Here is a 16,543-nt window from a genome sequence, read left to right as displayed (position 1 = left end):
AAACTTGGCCGCCAGCACCGTCGTGATCGCCGCCGTCAGCGTCGTCTTGCCGTGGTCAACGTGTCCAATCGTGCCCACGTTCACGTGCGGCTTGGTCCGCTCAAATTTCTCTTTTGCCATTTTCAATTCCTAAAGAACAAACCCGTGTCATGGTTTAAGGTCTGCACCACACTGCTGATTCGCCCCGCACGGGGACAGGGCGGCGCGTGATCGCAGACCGGCTAAAACTTTGTTGGCCGAGGGCAGGCCACCTGCGGTGACCTGCCCCCAACTTTCTTACTTCGCGCGAGCAGCGACGATGGCTTCAGCCACGTTGCGCGGTGCTTCGGCGTAGTGCTTGAACTCCATCGAGTACGTGGCGCGGCCCTGCGACATCGAACGCAGGGTCGTGGAATAGCCGAACATCTCGGACAGCGGCACTTCGGCCTTGATGGCCTTGCCGCCACCGACCATGTCTTCCATGCCCTGGACCATGCCGCGGCGGCTGGACAGATCGCCCATCACGTTGCCGGCGTAGTCTTCAGGCGTCTCCACTTCCACGGCCATCATGGGCTCCAGGATCACCGGGCTGGCCTTGCGGCAGCCTTCCTTGAAACCGAAGATGGCAGCCATCTTGAAGGCCATCTCAGACGAGTCCACGTCGTGGTACGAGCCGAAGTGCAGCGTGACCTTGACGTCGACCACCGGGTAACCGGCGAGCACGCCCGTGGTCAGCGCTTCAATGACGCCCTTTTCCACCGCGGGGATGTATTCGCGCGGCACCACACCACCCTTGATGGCGTCAACGAACTCGAAGCCCTTGCCGGCTTCGTTGGGTTCGATCTTGAACACCACGTGACCGTATTGGCCCTTGCCGCCCGACTGGCGAACGAACTTGCCTTCCGAATCTTCCACCGTTTTGCGGATGGTTTCGCGGTAGGCCACTTGTGGCTTGCCCACGTTGGCTTCCACGCCGAATTCGCGCTTCATCCGGTCCACCAGAATTTCCAGGTGGAGCTCACCCATGCCGGCGATGATGGTCTGACCCGACTCTTCGTCGGTCTTGACGCGGAACGAAGGATCTTCGGCTGCCAGACGTTGCAGGGCGATGCCCATCTTTTCCTGGTCGGCCTTGGTCTTGGGTTCCACGGCCTGTGCAATCACGGGCTCGGGGAAGACCATGCGCTCCAACATGATGATGGCTTCGGGATCGCACAGGGTTTCGCCCGTGGTCACGTCCTTGAGGCCCACGCAGGCGGCGATGTCGCCGGCGCGGATCTCTTCCACTTCCTGGCGGTTGTTGGCGTGCATCTGCACGATACGGCCGATGCGCTCCTTCTTGCCCTTGATGGGGTTGTAGACCGAGTCGCCCTTCTTCATCACGCCGGAGTACACGCGCACAAACGTGAGCTGGCCCACATATGGGTCGGTCATGAGCTTGAATGCCAAGGCAGAGAACTTCTCGTTGTCATCGGGCCGGCGGCTGGTGACTTCCTCGTCATCGTCCGTGCCCTTGACGTCTTCAATGTCCACAGGCGAAGGCATGAGTTCGATCACGGCGTCCAGCATGCGCTGGACACCCTTGTTCTTGAACGCGGTACCGCAGAGCATCGGCTGGATCTCGACCGCCAGCGTGCGCACACGCAGGCCGTGGGTGATCTCTTCCTCGGACAGGTCGCCCTCTTCGAGGTACTTGTTCATCAGCTCTTCGGACGCTTCGGCCGCGGCCTCGACCATCTTCTCGCGCCAGATCTTGGCGGTCTCAAGCAGTTCGGCCGGGATTTCCTGGAACTCGAACTTCATGCCCTGGGATGCTTCGTCCCAGATGATGGCTTTCATCTTGCGCAGGTCAACCACGCCCGTGAAGTTTTCCTCGGCTCCGATCGGGATCACGATGGGCACAGGATTGGCCTTCAGGCGCAACTTCATCTGCTCGACGACCTTGAAGAAGTTGGCACCGGTGCGGTCCATCTTGTTCACGAAGGCCAGGCGGGGCACCTTGTACTTGTTGGCTTGGCGCCAGACGGTTTCCGACTGGGGCTGAACACCGCCCACGGCGCAGTACACCATGCAGGCGCCGTCCAGCACGCGCATGGAGCGCTCCACCTCGATGGTGAAGTCCACGTGGCCGGGGGTGTCGATGATGTTGATGCGGTGCTCGGGGAAGGACATGTCCATGCCCTTCCAGAAGCAGGTGGTGGCAGCCGACGTGATCGTGATGCCGCGCTCCTGCTCCTGCTCCATCCAGTCCATGGTGGCCGCGCCATCGTGAACTTCACCGATCTTGTGGTTCACACCGGTGTAGAACAGGATGCGTTCGGTGGTGGTGGTCTTGCCGGCATCGATGTGCGCGGAAATACCAATGTTGCGATAGCGCTCGAGGGGCGTGATGCGGGACATGGAAATACTCCGAAAAGGGATCGAGCCCGCCACCCTTGAAACAAGGGATGCGGGCTCTCGGTACTGAATGCTCTAAGGGGCGGTGGCCCGGATCAGAAGCGGAAGTGGCTGAAGGCCTTGTTGGCCTCGGCCATGCGGTGCACTTCATCGCGCTTTTTCATGGCGCCGCCACGGCCTTCGGTGGCTTCAATCAGTTCGTTTGCCAGGCGCAGAGCCATGGACTTTTCGCTGCGTTTGCGCGCGGCTTCCTTGATCCAGCGCATCGACAGCGCCAGACGACGGACGGGGCGCACTTCAACGGGCACCTGGTAGTTGGCGCCACCGACACGGCGGGACTTCACTTCCACCATGGGCTTGACGTTGTTGATGGCGACCGAGAAGATTTCAACCGGGTCTTTGCCGCTCTTCTTCTCAATTTGCTCCAGCGCGCCATAAATGATGCGCTCGGCGACAGCTTTCTTGCCACCTTCCATGATCACGTTCATGAACTTGGAGAGCTCGACATTGCCGAACTTGGGATCCGGCAGGATTTCACGTTTAGGGACTTCGCGACGACGTGGCATTTTTTCACCTCATATTGCTTCAGTTGGCGCCTGGGCAGGCACCGCGGAGGTCATTGGAACCCCCACTTACTCGACCCACACGGACAATTCCGCGCTTCGGGTCACTACGCTGATTCACCGCGCCACGCGGGAAACAGCACCTTGAATTCGAACCAGGATTACTTGGCCTTGGGCTTCTTCGCACCGTACTTGGAGCGAGACTGCTTGCGGTCTTTCACGCCTTGCAAGTCGAGCGAACCGCGCACGATGTGATAACGCACACCAGGCAAATCCTTGACACGACCACCGCGAACCAGCACGACGCTGTGCTCCTGGAGGTTGTGGCCTTCGCCGCCGATGTAGGAGATCACCTCAAAACCGTTGGTCAGGCGCACTTTGGCGACTTTACGCAGAGCAGAGTTGGGCTTCTTGGGGGTCGTGGTGTACACACGGGTGCACACACCGCGACGCTGCGGAGAGTTTTCCATGGCCGGGCTCTTGGATTTGGTCTTTTCGACCTCCCGGCCGTGGCGCACGAGTTGATTGATGGTTGGCATTGGAAACGTCCCTAAACGTTTGAAAAAAGCGAAAACGGAAAGCTCTTCGGAAAATTCCGAAAAGCCGACTAATGTAGCACGGGGTGGGCGCCCTGGCAATTCAGGGCCACAGAAGGATCACTGGATCCAGAGGCGGATGGCGTCCCAGGCACGGCCAAACACACCGCTTTCTTCCACCGTGTCCATGACGACAAGGGGAATTTCGGCCACTTTCGTGCCGTTGGCCAAGCTCACGCGCAGCGTGCCCAGAGCATCACCCCGGTTGAACGGCGCCACCAGCGGGTCGGGGCGAACCACCTCGGTCTTGAGCTTCGAGCCTTCGCCCGCTGGAACAGAGACGACCACGCCTTCGGGACGCCCCAGGCGGACCTGTTCGGACTTGCCCTTCCAGACTCGCGGCGTGGCCACGGCGCCATCCGCAGGAAACAGGCGCACAGCCTCAAAGGCGGTATAGCCCCAATTCAGGAGTTTCTGGGTCTCTGCAGCACGGGCGTTTTCGCTGGACGCGCCCAGCAGGATGCTGATGAGACGGCGCTGGCCCTGCGCGCCCTCACCCAGACCCGGCACCTGACGCCGCGCGGTCGCGACCAGGCAATATCCCGCCGCGTTGGTGTGACCCGTCTTCAAGCCATCAACGCTGGGGTCGCGAAACAGCAGCAGGTTGCGGTTGGTGTCGTTGGTCGCAGGCGTGCCGGGATAGCGATAACGCTGGATCGCATAGTACGGAACGTACTGGGGGAAGTCGGTCATCAGGCGGTTGGCCAGGGTCGCCAGGTCACGGGCGGTGGTGGTATGCCCTGCCTCGGTGAGACCCTCGGCGTTGCGGTAACTGGTCGAGTTCATGCCCAGGGATTTGGCTTGCGCATTCATGAGTTCCACAAAGCGCTCCACCGAGCCTGCCACGCCTTCGGCCAAGGCCACGGTGGCGTCGTTGCCCGATTGCACGATCATGCCTTTGACGAGGTCTTCCACAGGCACCTGCATCTTCGGGTCGATGAACATGCGCGAGCCGGGCATCTTCCAGGCGCGCTCACTCACGGGCATGGTCTGCGTGAGGCTGATCTTGCCGGCCTTGAGCGCGTCAAAAACAATGTAGGCCGTCATCAGTTTGGTCAGTGAAGCGGGCTCAACGGACTGATCAGGGTTCATGGCGGCCAAGACCTGCCCGGACGTCACATCCATCAACAGATAGGCCTTGGCTGCCACTTCAGGGGCTTGAGGCATTTGAGCTGAAGCAGGCAACACCGAGCCTGCCATCAGACAGGCAGACAGAAAGAGAGAAGAGAGACGACGCAGCAAAATCCGGTCCTTAGAGGAGAGTCAAAAAAGAGAACCTGCGCAGCCTCAGGCGCGCAGGTGACGCAACACCAGTTCCCGCAACATCGGGAGCTGGCCGTGAAAAAAGTGGCCTCCGCCGGGCACCACCAGCACCGGCAACACCTGGGGTCTGACCCAATCCATCACACTGGACAACGGAACAGTATCGTCCCGCTCCCCATGAACGACCAAGGTTCGGGCGTGGAGTTCCGCAGGCACGGGCGCAGCATCGAATCGGCTGGCTGCTGTACCAATGAGCACCAGTCGCTGGATGTCGCGCGACGCGTGCAACCGCACGGCCGCATGGCTGGTGACGAAGGCCCCGAACGAGAAACCAGCCAGAAACAGCGGGCCTTCGGCGGCATGGGCGGCGACCACGGCCAACAGATCATCGAGCTCGCCCCGGCCTTCGTCGTACACGCCCTCGCTGTTGCCCACCCCCCTGAAGTTGAATCGCACCGCGGTCAAACCTGCCAGCACACAGGCTCGAGCCACCGTTTGCACCACTTTGTTGGTCAGCGTGCCGCCATGCAGCGGATGAGGATGCGCGATCACCGCCACGCCTCGCGAGGCAAGCTCGGGCCTGTCAATGGCCAACTCGATCTGCCCCGCAGGGCCTGGCATCGTCAGGACTTCCGTTTGGGCGTTCATGCTCCGTCCTCGGGGTCTGGATTCACCACGTGATTTGCATGCACTGGAAGTTCAGCGCCCCACATCGGCCGGCGTCACCAGCCGTTGCACCACCACACCGTCGCGCAGGTGCGATTGCACGATTTCGTCGATGTCGTGCTCGTCGACATAGCTGTACCAGACGGCTTCCGGGTAGACCACGGCGATCGGGCCACCGGCGCAACGGTCCAGACAACCCGCCTTGTTCACGCGAACCTTGCCCGCGCCCAGAAGGCCGAGCGACTTGGCCTGTGATTTGCAGCGGTCGAACGCCGCCTGCGCTTTGTGATCGGCACAGCAGGCTTCGCCTTTGTCCCGCTGATTGAGACAGAAAAAGATGTGGCGCTCGTAATAAGACTTGTTTTCAGTCATGAATCGATTTTAGAGGTGCGTGCGGGCGCAGACGCTGAACGGGACACCGCCAACAACCCGAACACGAGCGCGGCGAAGGGCCACAACCAGCCCAGCCATTGGGACAAGCCATGGAATCGGATGAAACGCCCCTGCTCCCAAACCTCCAGAGATTGGGCGAAATAGGGGCTGACGGGCGCGCCATTGAGCAGGCTCAACGACACCGCCAAGCACAACAGCATGACCACGTTGCACATACGGCGTGGCAGGGCAACAAAAAGCACTCCCGCAACCAGGGCCGCTGTCAGGCCGAGCTGGGCCTGCGGCGTGATCCATGCCCACGCATGGTCGGGACCGTAGGTCAGTGCGGCCGACAAGCCTGCCACGCACACGGCGCCACCCAGCAGCAAGCCGCAGAAAACCGTCCGACGGGTCCGCGAACGCATGTCGGCGTAGCCCATGAGCAGGGGTGCCAACACGCTCAGGCTGATGCAGAACGCCTCGGCCAGCGGACTCAAAGGTGCGGGCGCCAACTCACGCACGGGCACCCACTCCAGAAACGGCGTGTCGACCAGCAGCGCGGTGAGGCCCGACTCCAGCCGGTCCCAGACATGGCCCAGGCCGAACGGCACCGGCTGGGGGTACAGCAGGGCAAAAGGCCAGAGCGCCAGCAGGACGAGGCTCCCATGGGCCGAGGGCTCGAACCAGTTGGCGCGGATCTGGCTCCAGCGGCGCAGCGCGCCCAGGCGCTCGATCAGCAGCGCCAGCGCCACCCCCAGCGCTGCACCTGCCACATTCAAAACCAGATCCACATTCGACGACACCCTCATGGGCAGGTAACTCTGCAACATCTCCACCGTCAAGGACAGCAACGCCGGCAAACCCAGTGCCACCACCCACGACCAGTGAGAGGAACCGGAACGCTGCAAGGCGAGCGCCAACAGGAAGCCCAGCGGAGCGTAGCCCACCAGGTTGGAAGCGACATCGAAACCAGTCCAGTATTGGGGGAAAGGCGCCTGCAAGAACGCCAGCGGCACCACGCCTTGATCTCGCCAGCCGGTGAAGGGGTACAGGCTGGCGTACACCACCAGACAGGCGAACAGAAACGCCAGAGGCCAGGCGGATGAGCGCGCTTTCAAAGCGTCAGAAGGGCTTGACGACCACCAGGACCACCGCGGCCACCAGCAGGATCACTGGCGCCTCGTTGAACCAGCGGTACCAGACATGGTTGCGACGGTTGGCGCCTCGGGAGAACTGCCTGAGCATCACGCCGCAGGTGTGGTGATAGCCCAGCGCCAGCAGCACCACGACCAGTTTGGCGTGCAGCCATCCACCCAGCGCGATCTGATCGCCAAATCCCAGCCACAACCACAGACCCAACCCCAACGCGGGCACCGCCAGCAAACTGGTGAAGCGCATCAGCTTGCGTGCCATCAAGAGCAAGCGCTCACGTTCGGCCACGCTCTCGGGCGGCACCATGGCCAGATTCACAAAAATTCGGGGCAGGTAGAAGAGGCCGGCGAACCAGCTGGCCACGAAAACGATGTGAAAGGATTTGACCCAGAGCATGCGGTCAGTGTAGTGCGCACCGCAATCATCGGCAGGGCGCCGTCTGCGGGCTCCGCCAACTGGCAACCAAAAAAAACCCGGCCAGTTGGGCCGGGTTGGGAAGCCTTTTTGCTGTCACACACTAAGGCACCCGCTCAGGGAGGAAAAGCGGGGAGCCACCTTTCAGCGGCCCGCTGAAATGGTACACCAATAAAAACGGATATCCAACTTTGACCTGTCAACTTTGACACTGAATCTGCCATCAAGACGATGTAGGCCAATCGAGTTACATCATCTTGGCCAGCTCGAACATGACCGCTGTGCCCAGCGCCTCACGGATGTTCCCGCGCCCGACTTTGGCCATGGAAAGATGATCGAAGCCCGACATGTCGAACGAGCTGTCGTCGGGCGAGATTTCAATGAAGGGGAACTCGAAGACCTCGCGAAGCAGTTCGCGCCGGAAGAGATCGAAAACGTCGCCCTTGATCCCTGCGTCCACGACGATCAGGTTCGGCATTCGGCTGCGAATCGCGTCACGGGCTTGCTCGAAATCGACGACGCTGTCAGACAGGACACCAATCTCGCGCAGGGCGTCGCGCACATCGGCACGAATCTGCAGCGCTGGCGAAATCGTCAATACATAGATGCCGGAGAGCGACTTGAACATCGATGAGTGGTCATCGGAGAGCTCCACGGCGGAGATGCCATCCACGGCCTGGACGGTGCGCGTGAACATGGCCGTGAAATTCACACCATCGTCGGTGGTCTCCCGGGTGATTTCGATGCCGCCAGCGGTCTGTGCAATCTGACGGATGAGCACCCAGCTCAAACTGTCCAACATGGTGGAACTGGATGGCGGCAGGCCATCGTTGGACACGCGAACCTGCAAGCGAGCATGCCTGGGCCAGGCGTTCAAGTCCATGCGCACGTCGATGCGACTGCCAAACGGCAACCCCCAGTCGAGCACCGCGTTCACGAAGGTGTAGGCCACGGTGGGGTCCACCAGCACCTCCACCGACTTGAGCTTTCGGCGCAGCTCGATACCGAGCACGCTGAGTTCGTTCTTGCGCTCCTGCAGCACACCCTCGACCAACTGGGCCATGTCGACCTTTTCGTGCGACTGGCGAATGCGACCACCGTAGAAGCGGTTGATTTGCTGAGCGCTGATGCCGGCGACCTTCAAGCGTTCGGTGGGGATGCTCAGAGCCCGGTGTTCCAAGCGCGTGATGCGCTCCTTCGAAAGCAACAGATCGATGCTGTTTTGAAGCGCGCTGACGCCCTCGGTGACCTGGTCGGCCAAGCGCGCCACCAAGGCGGGCCAATGTTCGTCCAGTGACCAGGGCAAATCGCCCTGGCCGCCCGACTTCGCGGCGGCAGGCACGCTGGCAATGTTCTTTTTGACTGAAAGCATGGTCGATGAAATGGGGCTGCACGCGGGCTGAGACCCGAAAATATCACCATCGGGTCCGTGGGAACCGTAGGGAGGTACCAATCATTTCTTCTTACTGTGGAGTTCAACACAATGCTGCCGACTTTCAGATCGCCCAAGCGCGCGCACGACCCTGAGCAAGGGGACCGAGCGTCACACGCAACGGTTTGCCGTTTGCCACAATAGGCCGATGCACAACCCCGCACCCTACCCCTTCAGCCGCCCCCGTCGCCTGCGCCGGGATCCGTTCACCCGCGATCTGGTGCGGGAACATCGGTTGAGCCCGGCCGACCTGATCTACCCGGTGTTCGTGCTCGACGGCGCTGCTCGGCGCGAAGCGGTGGGCTCGATGCCGGGCGTGGAACGCCTGAGCCTGGACTTGCTGCTGCCGGTGGCGGAGGACTGTGTGGCGCTGGGCATTCCGGTGATGGCGCTGTTTCCGGTGATCGACCAGTCGCTGAAGACGCCCGACGGCCAGGAAGCGCTGAACCCCGACGGCCTGGTGCCGCGCGTGGTGCGCGAACTGAAAATGCGTTTCCCGCAGCTCGGTGTGATGACCGACGTGGCGCTCGACCCCTACACCAGCCACGGCCAGGACGGCCTGCTGGACGAGCACAACTACATCCTGAACGACCCCACGGTGGAGATCCTGGTGAAGCAGGCGGTGACCCAGGCCCAGGCGGGCGTGGACATGGTCGCGCCCAGCGACATGATGGACGGGCGCATCGGCGCCATTCGCGCGGCACTCGAAGCCAAGGGTCTGGTGCACACGAAAATCATGGCCTACAGCGCCAAGTACGCCAGCGCGTTCTACGGCCCGTTCCGCGACGCGGTGGGTTCGGCCGCCAACCTGGGCAAGGCCGACAAGAAGGTCTACCAGATGGACCCGGGCAATTCCAACGAGGCCCTGCGCGAGGTGGCGCTGGACCTGGCCGAGGGCGCCGACATGGTGATGGTCAAGCCCGGCATGCCTTACCTGGACATCGTGCGCCGGGTCAAGGACGAGTTTGCCGTGCCCACATTCGCCTATCAGGTGAGCGGTGAGTACGCGATGCTCAAGGCAGCGGCCATCAACGGCTGGCTGGACCACGACGCGGTGATGATGGAAAGCCTGCTGGCCTTCAAGCGCGCGGGTGCAGACGGCGTGTTGACCTATTTCGCGCGAGATGCCGCCCGGCTGCTGCGCGGCTGAACACACCCCATGCGCGTCTTCCACATCCTGCCCGGCTCGGTGAGCGAGTCCACGAGCCTGCCGATGGTGCTGCCCGAAAAGGGCTACGTGTGGATCGCCAGCGGGCGGCGCGAGTTCGAGTTGGAGCAGGGCGCCGTGCAATCCACGCTGCAGGTGCTGTGCGGCATGACGCTGGTGGACCTGCACACGGCCGACCTGCTCAACAACCAGTTGCCCTCGCACTACGACTACACCTCGCAGTACGACATCCTGGTGTTCCGCCGGCTGGCGGCCGGTCACAGCGAAACCGATCTCGCTCACCCGGGCACGGTCCTCACGCAGTCGACCAAGCGTGGCGGCCCGCCGGTGCTGCGGCGCATCGACACCAGCCCGGTGGGTTTCGCGGTGTTCGACCGCGTGTTGCTCACCGTGCACCCCGCAGGCTGCCAGGTGCTGGAGCAATACACCACCCGCCTGATGTCCGCCGCCAGCGCAGCCTCGCGCGCGGCCGGGGTGCACCTGCCGCCCAGCCCGGCCGACCTGATGCTGCGCATCGTCAACCAGATGGTGGATGGCTACCTGGATCTTCGGCGCGAACTCACGCGCCAGCTCGACCACTGGCAAACCGAACTGCTCCAACCCAAGGCCCGTTTCAGCAACTGGGGCTCGCTGCTGGACGCGCGCATCTCGCTGCACCAGCTCGACGAGATCTGCGAAGACCAGCGCTCGGCCATCCAGGACTGGATCGAAGCGATCGCCACCTGGGAACCGAACGACTCCATCGGCGGGCAACGCGGGCTGGAACTGCTCAAGGTGCGATCGCGCGATGTGCTTGAACACATCGAACGCGTGGTGCACCACGTGCGCCGGCTGGAGCAGAACGCCGAGACCGCGGTGCAGATGCACTTTTCGGCGCAGAGCAACCGCACCAACGACATCATGCGCACGCTCACCGCGCTCACCGCCATCTTCCTGCCGCTGAACCTGATCGCCGGCATCTTCGGCATGAACTTTGAGTTCATCCCGCTGGTTCACCAGCAGACCGGCTTCTGGTGGGCGATGGGATCCATGGTGTTGACCGCCGTGGTGCTCGGCGTGTTCTTCTGGCGCAAGCGCTACCTGGTGCGATCAGGGCGCTGATTCCCCATTCAGGGTGTGGGCACGCCAAACAGCCGGGCGCCGTTGTCCCAGGCGATGCGCCGCGCCACATCGGCAGGCAAACCGCCGAGCCAGGTGCGGTAGCCCTTCATGAGCTCGTCGTAATACAGCCAGCGCTGGTTGACCCAGGTGTCGGAGCCGATCATGAAACGGTCAGGGTATTTGAGCAGCAGCGCGCGCCATTCGGGACAAAGCTGACCATCGACACAGGTGAGCCCCGGGCGATAGGAAAGCTCACCCATCAGCCGTGGGTACCGCGCGAACAACTCGTCCACCCGGGCAGCGGGCGTGCCACCGATACCGGTGTGCGCCCAGATCAAACGAAAGCCCCCACGCTCCGCCGCATCGCGGGTCGCTGCCTCCAGTGGGGGCTGATCCGGCCTGGGGCGGCCCGGCGCCCGATCGGCGCTGCCAGTTCTTGTGTTCGCCATCAACAGGTCGATCGCCACGTCGTCCACATGCGCCAGCACCGCCAGGTCCTTCTCCTCGGCCAGCGCCATGAGTTGTTTGGCCACCGGGCCGTTGGCGTTCGCACTGTCGTACAGATGAAACTCACCCAGGCCACGGTAGGGGCCGGCCGGTGTGCCGCGCGCCAACTCGGTGTTCACCATGTCCACGATGGTGGGGTCGCGGAACCAGTTGCTGTAGTCGGCGCGGTTGCGGTAGAGGCGCACGAAGGGCACCACGGCCACGCCGGCGGCGCGGGTCTGCTCGCGCGCGGTGGCCAGGGCTTTGGTGCCGTCGTTGGGCCGCGAATTGGCCACGATCGCGCGCACACCGCTCTTTTGCATGCGCTCCAGCACATCGGCCAGAGGATGTGGGCAGCCCGGCGCGGGCGCGTCGTGGGTGCAGGCCTCGTCGTTGTAATGCAGGTGGGCGTCAAACAGGGGGCCGCTGTAGTCGGCCGCCGCTGCGGCCGTGCATACGGCCATCAGACTGCCGAGCAGACCGACGCGCCGCATCGCCGTTCAGCTCAGGTGCTGCGCGAAGAACGCCAGCGTGCGTTCACGCGCCAGCTTGGCGGCGGCCTCGTTGTAGGAGCCGCGCTGGTCGCAGTTGAAGCCGTGATTGGCCTCGTACACGTGCACCGTCACGCCCGGTTGCGCCTTCTTGAACACCTCCACCGTGTCCATCGGAATCCAGTGGTCCTGATCGCCGAAATGCACCATCACCGGCACGGTCGGCTCACGCGCGGCTTCGGCAGCCGCGGTCATGCCGCCACCGTAGTACGGCACGGCGGCCGACAGACCCGTGAGCGTGCAGGCCGCGCGCCAGGTGAGCAGGCCGCCCCAGCAGTAGCCGACGATGCCGACCTTACCGGCCTGGGCCGCGTGGTCGATCGCGGCCTGGATGTCGGCCATCACGCCGGGTGCGGGCAGGCCTTCCACGGCGGTCTTGAAGCCGAAACCGGCGTTCATGTCCGCCTCGGTGTAGCCCAGGTCCACACCGGGCTGGACGCGGTGGAAGGTGGCGGGTGCCACGACAAAGTAGCCATCGGCCGCGTAGCCATCGGCCACGGAACGGATGTGTGAGTTCACGCCGAAGATTTCCTGCAGCACGACCAGACCGCCTTTGGCTTTGGGGTTGCCTGCAGGCCCGGCCACGTAAGCCGGAACGGTGGTGCCGTCAGCGGCCTTGAGTTCGATCATGTGTCCCATGGGATATCTCCTGTTGTCGGTTGAGAAAATTCAAGTGCGCAGTTTGCGCGCCACGAAGTCGAGCCGGTCCTGACCCCAGAACAGCTCACCTTCGATCACGTAGCTGGGTGCGCCGAACACGCTGGCGTCGATGGCCGCTTGCGTCTGTTCGTCGTAGCGTACCTGCACATCGGACTGCTCCGACTGGCCCAGCCGAGCCGCATCCAGACCGCACTCGGCCAGCAAGGCCGCCAGCGTGCCTGTGTCGGCGATGTCGCGCTCCTGCGCCCACACGGCAGCGGTCACGGCACCGGTCAGCTTCATGGCCGCATCGGCGCCGTCGTGCATGGCCACCGCAGTGATCAGGCGCGCGGCCGGATCACCCGCCACAGGAAAGAACCGCGGCTCGGGGTTGAGCGGCACACCAAGCGCTTCGCTGAAGCGACGCAGCTCCAGCAACCGGTAGGCCTGGCGCTGCGGTGCGCGCTTGGGCAGCGGCAGGCCGCCGGAGAGCGGAAAGATCTTGCCCAGGTCCATGGGCAGCACGCGCACGGTGGCGCCGGTCTCGCGCACCAGGGCGGCAAAACGCTCGTGGCCCAGGTAGGTCCAGGGACTTTGCGGCGCAAAGAAGTAGTCGACTGTGTGACGCATGCGGATCTCCTCGCGCTGTTGTAATGGTTGTCTCGTGGCGAGCCCGTGTTGTACGCGATGCCACCACTTTCTGCAGGAGACGGGTTATGGACCAGATGAGTGGGCGGGTGCTGTTGGTCACCGGCGGCGGGCGCGGCATCGGTGCGGCCACGGCGCGGCTGGCGGCCTCGCAAGGCTGGGCGGTGGCGGTGAACTACACCGCGAACTCGCTGGCCGCCGACGAGGTGGTGCGCGGCATCCGCGAGCTGGGCGGCACGGCCATCACGGTGCAGGCCGACGTGGCCGATGAGGCCCAGGTGCTGGCGATGTTCCAGAAGATCGACGCCAAACTCGGCCGCCTCACCGGACTGGTGAACAACGCGGGCGTGGTCGATGTGAGCGCGCGGATCGACGAGATGAGCGTGGCGCGCTGGCGCCGCATGTTCGACATCAACGTGATCGGCTCGATGCTTTGCGCGCGCGAGGCGGTGCGCCGCATGAGCACGAAACATGGTGGCGCGGGCGGTGCCATCGTCAACGTGTCCAGTGCCGCGTCGCGCCTGGGTTCGCCCGGCCAGTACGTGGACTACGCCGCGGCCAAAGGCGCGATCGACGCCTTCACCATCGGCCTGGCGAAAGAAGTGGCCGCCGAAGGCATTCGTGTGAACGCGGTGCGCCCGGGCCTGATCGAGACCGAGATCCATGCATCCGGCGGTTTGCCCACCCGCGTGCGCGACCTGCAGCACCTGGTGCCCATGCAGCGCGGCGGCACGGCGGACGAAGTGGCGCAGGCCATCGTGTGGCTGCTGTCGGACGCGGCGAGCTACACGACCATGAGTTTGTTGGACGTATCCGGAGGACGCTGAAGATGACCAACACACACATCAAGTACTGGTGGGAAGACCTCGTGGTGGGCGAGACCCGCGACCTGGGCACCATCACCCCCACCGAAGAGGAAACGGTGGCCTTCGCGCGCCAGTTCGACCCGCAGCCCTTCCACCTCGACGCCGAGGCGGCCAAGGCGTCGGTGTTCGGCGCGCTCAGTGCCAGCGGTTGGCACACCTGCGCCATGGCCATGCGGCTGATGGTGACGAACTTCCTGCATGAGAGCTCCAGCCTGGGTTCGCCGGGTCTGGAAAGCCTGAAGTGGCTCAAGCCCGTGTTCCCCGGCGACACGCTGCGTCTGCAGCACACCATCCTGGAAAAGCGGCCCATGAGCAAGCGGCTGGACGTGGGCCTGGTGCGCACCAGCTGGGAGATGTTCAACCAGCATGGCGACAAGGTGCTGTTCATGGAAGGCTACGGCATGTTCAGAAGACGCGAGCCGGGAACCCCCTAGCGCGCTTGCTTCGCCAATCCCCGAAAGGCACTGTCACCGACGCGAAATGCATCATCTAGGGCACGCGAGGATCCGGCTTCGCCGGTCCCAGCGTGCGCGCCCCCTGAGGGGGACGCACGCAGCGCGGCGGGGGTGGGCCACAATCACTCATGGATTTCAAGCCGCTCATCACCCTGCTGGCCATCGTCAACCCGCTGGCGATCGTGCCCTTCTTCATCCACTACACGCAGGGCTTCTCGCGCAAGCAGCGGCGGCGCACGGTGCTGATCTCGGCGTTCAGCGCCTTCGCGGTGATCGCCACCTGCGCCATCATCGGCCTGCAGATCCTCGCGTTCTTCGGCATCTCACTCGCGAGTTTCCAGGTGGGTGGCGGCATGCTGCTGCTGACCTCGGCACTGTCCATGCTCAACGCGCAACCCGCCGAAGCCAAGACCAACGAACTGGAGGTGAGCGACGCCTCGGCGCGCGCCTCCATCGCGGTGGTACCACTGACGATCCCGCTGCTCACCGGCCCGGCCACCATGTCCACCGTGGTGATCTACGCCGACCAGGCCAAGACCTTCTTCCAGCACGCCGCCCTGGTGGGCTACGGCGTGGTGATCGCGCTGGCCACCGCCATCTGCTTCACGCTGGCCGAGCCGATCGCGCGTTTCCTGGGCCAGACCGGCATCAACGTGATGACCCGTCTGATGGGACTGATCCTGGCCGCCCTGTCGGTGGAAGTGATGGCCACGGGCCTGGTGAAGCTGTTCCCAGCCCTCGCGGGCTAGGATCTTTTCACTTCAACTTTTGTGTTTCGGCGCGAAACTCCGCCAGCACACCGCGCGCGTTCTTCAGGCCCCGCGCTTCGGCCGCGGCCACCCACTTGTCTTCCAGCGCGGCCTGCTTGGCCTTGACCTCACTTACGAAGGCGTCGCTGGCCATCTGGCGCTGCACGCCGGTGGTCTTCTGGATGTCGCGCGACGCCGCGTCGGTGCGGTCCCAGCCGGCGGCGAACAGGCGCGCCGCGGCCTCACCCGAGACCTTGTCGACCGCCGCCTTGTCGGTGGCCGACAGCGCGTCGTACTTGGCCTTGTTCATCATGAAGACAAAGCTGGTGTTGTAGAGACCGCCGGGGAAGGTGGTGGCGTACTTCACCATGTTCAGGCGCATCGACTGCAGCGACTCGTCGGGGAAGAAGGTGCCGTCCATCACGCCGGTGGACAGAAGCTCGAAGGATTCGGTGGCGGGCTTGAGCGTGGTGTTCCAGCCCATGAGCTTGGAGAGTTCGTTGATGTTGCCGCCCCCGATGCGGAACTTGAGCTTGCCCGCGTCGGCGGCGCTGGTCACCGGCTGCTTGACGGTGAAGATGATGCCCGGGCCGTGCGTGAACACCGCCAGCGTCTTGATGCCGCGGTGCTCGCCCAGCGGTGCGAAGTACTTGTCGTAGATGCGCTGGTAGGCCACCGAGGTGGCGGTGGAGCTGTCGCCCAGGAACGGGAACTCGGCCACCTGCGTGAAGATGAAGCGACCCGGCGTGTAGCCGTCCACCGTGAACGACACATCGGCCAGGCCATCGCGCACCGCGTCGAAGGTGCCGGGCGGCGCCGACACCGCCTTGGGCAGCAGGTTGCACTTCACGCTGCCCTTGCTCTCCTTCTCCACCGCCTCGCACCACTGGTTTTGCGCCATGGTGGCGCCGTGGGCGGGCGGCAGCCAGGTGGAGACGCTGAGCACGGTCTGGGCGCCGGCCAGGCCGGTGGTGGCCAGCAGCGTGGCGGCGATCGGGGCGCGCAGGAGGGTGAAGGGCTTGCGGGTCATTGTCTGTCTCCGGTTT

The 16,543-nt window shown here is 63.8% G+C and carries 19 protein-coding genes; 5 read left to right on the top strand and 14 right to left on the bottom strand.

Going from position 1 to position 16,543, the window contains the following annotated elements; genetic code table 11:
* From V6M63_RS13670 to V6M63_RS13625, 10 genes are all read right to left on the bottom strand, one after another.
* Window positions 1-120 (bottom strand): GTP-binding protein (locus V6M63_RS13670; RefSeq protein ID WP_253194645.1); only part of this gene is annotated, 120 nt, incomplete at its 3' end.
* A gap of 156 nt (window positions 121-276) precedes the next feature.
* Complete coding sequence (gene fusA, locus V6M63_RS13665) at window positions 277-2,379, bottom strand: elongation factor G (protein WP_332742634.1); 2,103 nt, start codon at window positions 2,377-2,379, stop codon at window positions 277-279.
* A 92-nt stretch (window positions 2,380-2,471) separates the two neighbouring features.
* Entirely contained in the window at window positions 2,472-2,942 is a 471-nt protein-coding gene (gene rpsG, locus V6M63_RS13660) for a 30S ribosomal protein S7 (protein ID WP_056266870.1), read from the bottom strand.
* A gap of 158 nt (window positions 2,943-3,100) precedes the next feature.
* Window positions 3,101-3,478 carry a 30S ribosomal protein S12 gene (gene rpsL, locus V6M63_RS13655; RefSeq protein WP_056266875.1) on the bottom strand — a complete coding sequence of 126 codons (378 nt, stop codon included), beginning with the start codon at window positions 3,476-3,478 and terminating at the stop codon, window positions 3,101-3,103.
* 117 nt (window positions 3,479-3,595) lie between these two features.
* Complete coding sequence (locus V6M63_RS13650; RefSeq protein ID WP_332742646.1) at window positions 3,596-4,735, bottom strand: D-alanyl-D-alanine carboxypeptidase family protein; 1,140 nt, start codon at window positions 4,733-4,735, stop codon at window positions 3,596-3,598.
* Window positions 4,736-4,822: 87 nt separating this feature from the next.
* Window positions 4,823-5,446, bottom strand: coding sequence for an alpha/beta hydrolase (locus V6M63_RS13645; protein ID WP_332742624.1), 624 nt, complete (start codon window positions 5,444-5,446; stop codon window positions 4,823-4,825).
* A 51-nt stretch (window positions 5,447-5,497) separates the two neighbouring features.
* Window positions 5,498-5,836 (bottom strand): (2Fe-2S) ferredoxin domain-containing protein, encoded by a 339-nt coding sequence (locus V6M63_RS13640; protein WP_332742623.1) that lies wholly within the window; start codon window positions 5,834-5,836, stop codon window positions 5,498-5,500.
* The gene (locus V6M63_RS13635) at window positions 5,833-6,954 is read right to left on the bottom strand and encodes a VanZ family protein (protein WP_332742622.1); all 1,122 of its coding nucleotides are present in this window, start codon (window positions 6,952-6,954) and stop codon (window positions 5,833-5,835) included. The genes V6M63_RS13640 and V6M63_RS13635 overlap by 4 nt, the downstream gene beginning before the upstream one ends.
* A 4-nt stretch (window positions 6,955-6,958) precedes the next feature.
* Window positions 6,959-7,384: a CopD family protein gene (locus V6M63_RS13630; protein ID WP_332742621.1), complete on the bottom strand. Its 426-nt coding sequence runs from the start codon at window positions 7,382-7,384 to the stop codon at window positions 6,959-6,961.
* Window positions 7,385-7,649: 265 nt separating this feature from the next.
* Window positions 7,650-8,774, bottom strand: coding sequence for a hypothetical protein (locus tag V6M63_RS13625; protein ID WP_332742620.1), 1,125 nt, complete (start codon window positions 8,772-8,774; stop codon window positions 7,650-7,652).
* A 208-nt stretch (window positions 8,775-8,982) separates the two neighbouring features.
* Between V6M63_RS13625 and hemB the strand changes: the two genes are divergently transcribed.
* Window positions 8,983-9,984, top strand: coding sequence for a porphobilinogen synthase (gene hemB, locus V6M63_RS13620; RefSeq protein ID WP_332742619.1), 1,002 nt, complete (start codon window positions 8,983-8,985; stop codon window positions 9,982-9,984).
* Window positions 9,985-9,993: 9 nt separating this feature from the next.
* On the top strand, window positions 9,994-11,103 hold the full coding sequence (locus tag V6M63_RS13615) for a magnesium transporter CorA family protein (RefSeq protein ID WP_332742618.1): 1,110 nt from the start codon (window positions 9,994-9,996) through the stop codon (window positions 11,101-11,103).
* A gap of 8 nt (window positions 11,104-11,111) precedes the next feature.
* Here the strand turns inward: V6M63_RS13615 and V6M63_RS13610 are convergent, their stop codons facing one another.
* From V6M63_RS13610 to V6M63_RS13600, 3 genes are read right to left on the bottom strand one after another with little or no spacing between them, the layout of a single operon-like run.
* A complete protein-coding gene (locus V6M63_RS13610) occupies window positions 11,112-12,083 on the bottom strand; it encodes an amidohydrolase (RefSeq protein ID WP_332742617.1) in 972 nt (323 codons plus the stop codon).
* Between the two features lie 6 nt (window positions 12,084-12,089).
* On the bottom strand, window positions 12,090-12,779 hold the full coding sequence (locus V6M63_RS13605; protein WP_332742615.1) for a dienelactone hydrolase family protein: 690 nt from the start codon (window positions 12,777-12,779) through the stop codon (window positions 12,090-12,092).
* A gap of 30 nt (window positions 12,780-12,809) precedes the next feature.
* On the bottom strand, window positions 12,810-13,409 hold the full coding sequence (locus V6M63_RS13600) for a 2-hydroxychromene-2-carboxylate isomerase (protein ID WP_332742613.1): 600 nt from the start codon (window positions 13,407-13,409) through the stop codon (window positions 12,810-12,812).
* A gap of 95 nt (window positions 13,410-13,504) precedes the next feature.
* Here V6M63_RS13600 and V6M63_RS13595 point away from each other — a divergent pair, with 95 nt between their 5' ends.
* The 3 genes from V6M63_RS13595 (at window position 13,505) to V6M63_RS13585 (ending at window position 15,497) form a co-directional block, all read left to right on the top strand.
* Complete coding sequence (locus V6M63_RS13595) at window positions 13,505-14,254, top strand: SDR family oxidoreductase (RefSeq protein WP_442909589.1); 750 nt, start codon at window positions 13,505-13,507, stop codon at window positions 14,252-14,254.
* A 2-nt stretch (window positions 14,255-14,256) separates the two neighbouring features.
* Window positions 14,257-14,727: a MaoC family dehydratase gene (locus tag V6M63_RS13590; RefSeq protein WP_332742609.1), complete on the top strand. Its 471-nt coding sequence runs from the start codon at window positions 14,257-14,259 to the stop codon at window positions 14,725-14,727.
* Window positions 14,728-14,876: 149 nt separating this feature from the next.
* The gene (locus tag V6M63_RS13585; protein ID WP_332742607.1) at window positions 14,877-15,497 is read left to right on the top strand and encodes a MarC family protein; all 621 of its coding nucleotides are present in this window, start codon (window positions 14,877-14,879) and stop codon (window positions 15,495-15,497) included.
* 7 nt (window positions 15,498-15,504) lie between these two features.
* Here the strand turns inward: V6M63_RS13585 and V6M63_RS13580 are convergent, their stop codons facing one another.
* Window positions 15,505-16,527, bottom strand: coding sequence for a TRAP transporter substrate-binding protein (locus tag V6M63_RS13580; RefSeq protein WP_332742605.1), 1,023 nt, complete (start codon window positions 16,525-16,527; stop codon window positions 15,505-15,507).
* Between the last annotated feature and the right edge of the window lie 16 nt (window positions 16,528-16,543).

The sequence above is a fragment of the Hydrogenophaga sp. genome (assembly GCF_036675665.1).
Classification (GTDB): domain Bacteria; phylum Pseudomonadota; class Gammaproteobacteria; order Burkholderiales; family Burkholderiaceae_C; genus Hydrogenophaga.
The sequence above is the reverse complement of the archived record's forward strand: the minus strand, read 5'-3'. Positions and strand labels throughout refer to the sequence as shown.

Coding starts and splice junctions, on each gene's coding strand:
- V6M63_RS13615 (WP_332742618.1), top strand. CDS start 9,994: ATGCGCGTCTTCCACATCCTGCCCGGCTCGGTGAGCGAGTCCACGAGC.
- V6M63_RS13580 (WP_332742605.1), bottom strand. CDS start 16,527: ATGACCCGCAAGCCCTTCACCCTCCTGCGCGCCCCGATCGCCGCCACG.
- V6M63_RS13585 (WP_332742607.1), top strand. CDS start 14,877: ATGGATTTCAAGCCGCTCATCACCCTGCTGGCCATCGTCAACCCGCTG.
- V6M63_RS13645 (WP_332742624.1), bottom strand. CDS start 5,446: ATGAACGCCCAAACGGAAGTCCTGACGATGCCAGGCCCTGCGGGGCAG.
- V6M63_RS13640 (WP_332742623.1), bottom strand. CDS start 5,836: ATGACTGAAAACAAGTCTTATTACGAGCGCCACATCTTTTTCTGTCTC.
- rpsG (WP_056266870.1), bottom strand. CDS start 2,942: ATGCCACGTCGTCGCGAAGTCCCTAAACGTGAAATCCTGCCGGATCCC.
- V6M63_RS13630 (WP_332742621.1), bottom strand. CDS start 7,384: ATGCTCTGGGTCAAATCCTTTCACATCGTTTTCGTGGCCAGCTGGTTC.
- V6M63_RS13610 (WP_332742617.1), bottom strand. CDS start 12,083: ATGCGGCGCGTCGGTCTGCTCGGCAGTCTGATGGCCGTATGCACGGCC.
- V6M63_RS13625 (WP_332742620.1), bottom strand. CDS start 8,774: ATGCTTTCAGTCAAAAAGAACATTGCCAGCGTGCCTGCCGCCGCGAAG.
- V6M63_RS13605 (WP_332742615.1), bottom strand. CDS start 12,779: ATGGGACACATGATCGAACTCAAGGCCGCTGACGGCACCACCGTTCCG.
- V6M63_RS13590 (WP_332742609.1), top strand. CDS start 14,257: ATGACCAACACACACATCAAGTACTGGTGGGAAGACCTCGTGGTGGGC.
- rpsL (WP_056266875.1), bottom strand. CDS start 3,478: ATGCCAACCATCAATCAACTCGTGCGCCACGGCCGGGAGGTCGAAAAG.
- V6M63_RS13600 (WP_332742613.1), bottom strand. CDS start 13,409: ATGCGTCACACAGTCGACTACTTCTTTGCGCCGCAAAGTCCCTGGACC.
- V6M63_RS13595 (WP_442909589.1), top strand. CDS start 13,505: ATGAGTGGGCGGGTGCTGTTGGTCACCGGCGGCGGGCGCGGCATCGGT.
- fusA (WP_332742634.1), bottom strand. CDS start 2,379: ATGTCCCGCATCACGCCCCTCGAGCGCTATCGCAACATTGGTATTTCC.
- hemB (WP_332742619.1), top strand. CDS start 8,983: ATGCACAACCCCGCACCCTACCCCTTCAGCCGCCCCCGTCGCCTGCGC.
- V6M63_RS13650 (WP_332742646.1), bottom strand. CDS start 4,735: ATGGCAGGCTCGGTGTTGCCTGCTTCAGCTCAAATGCCTCAAGCCCCT.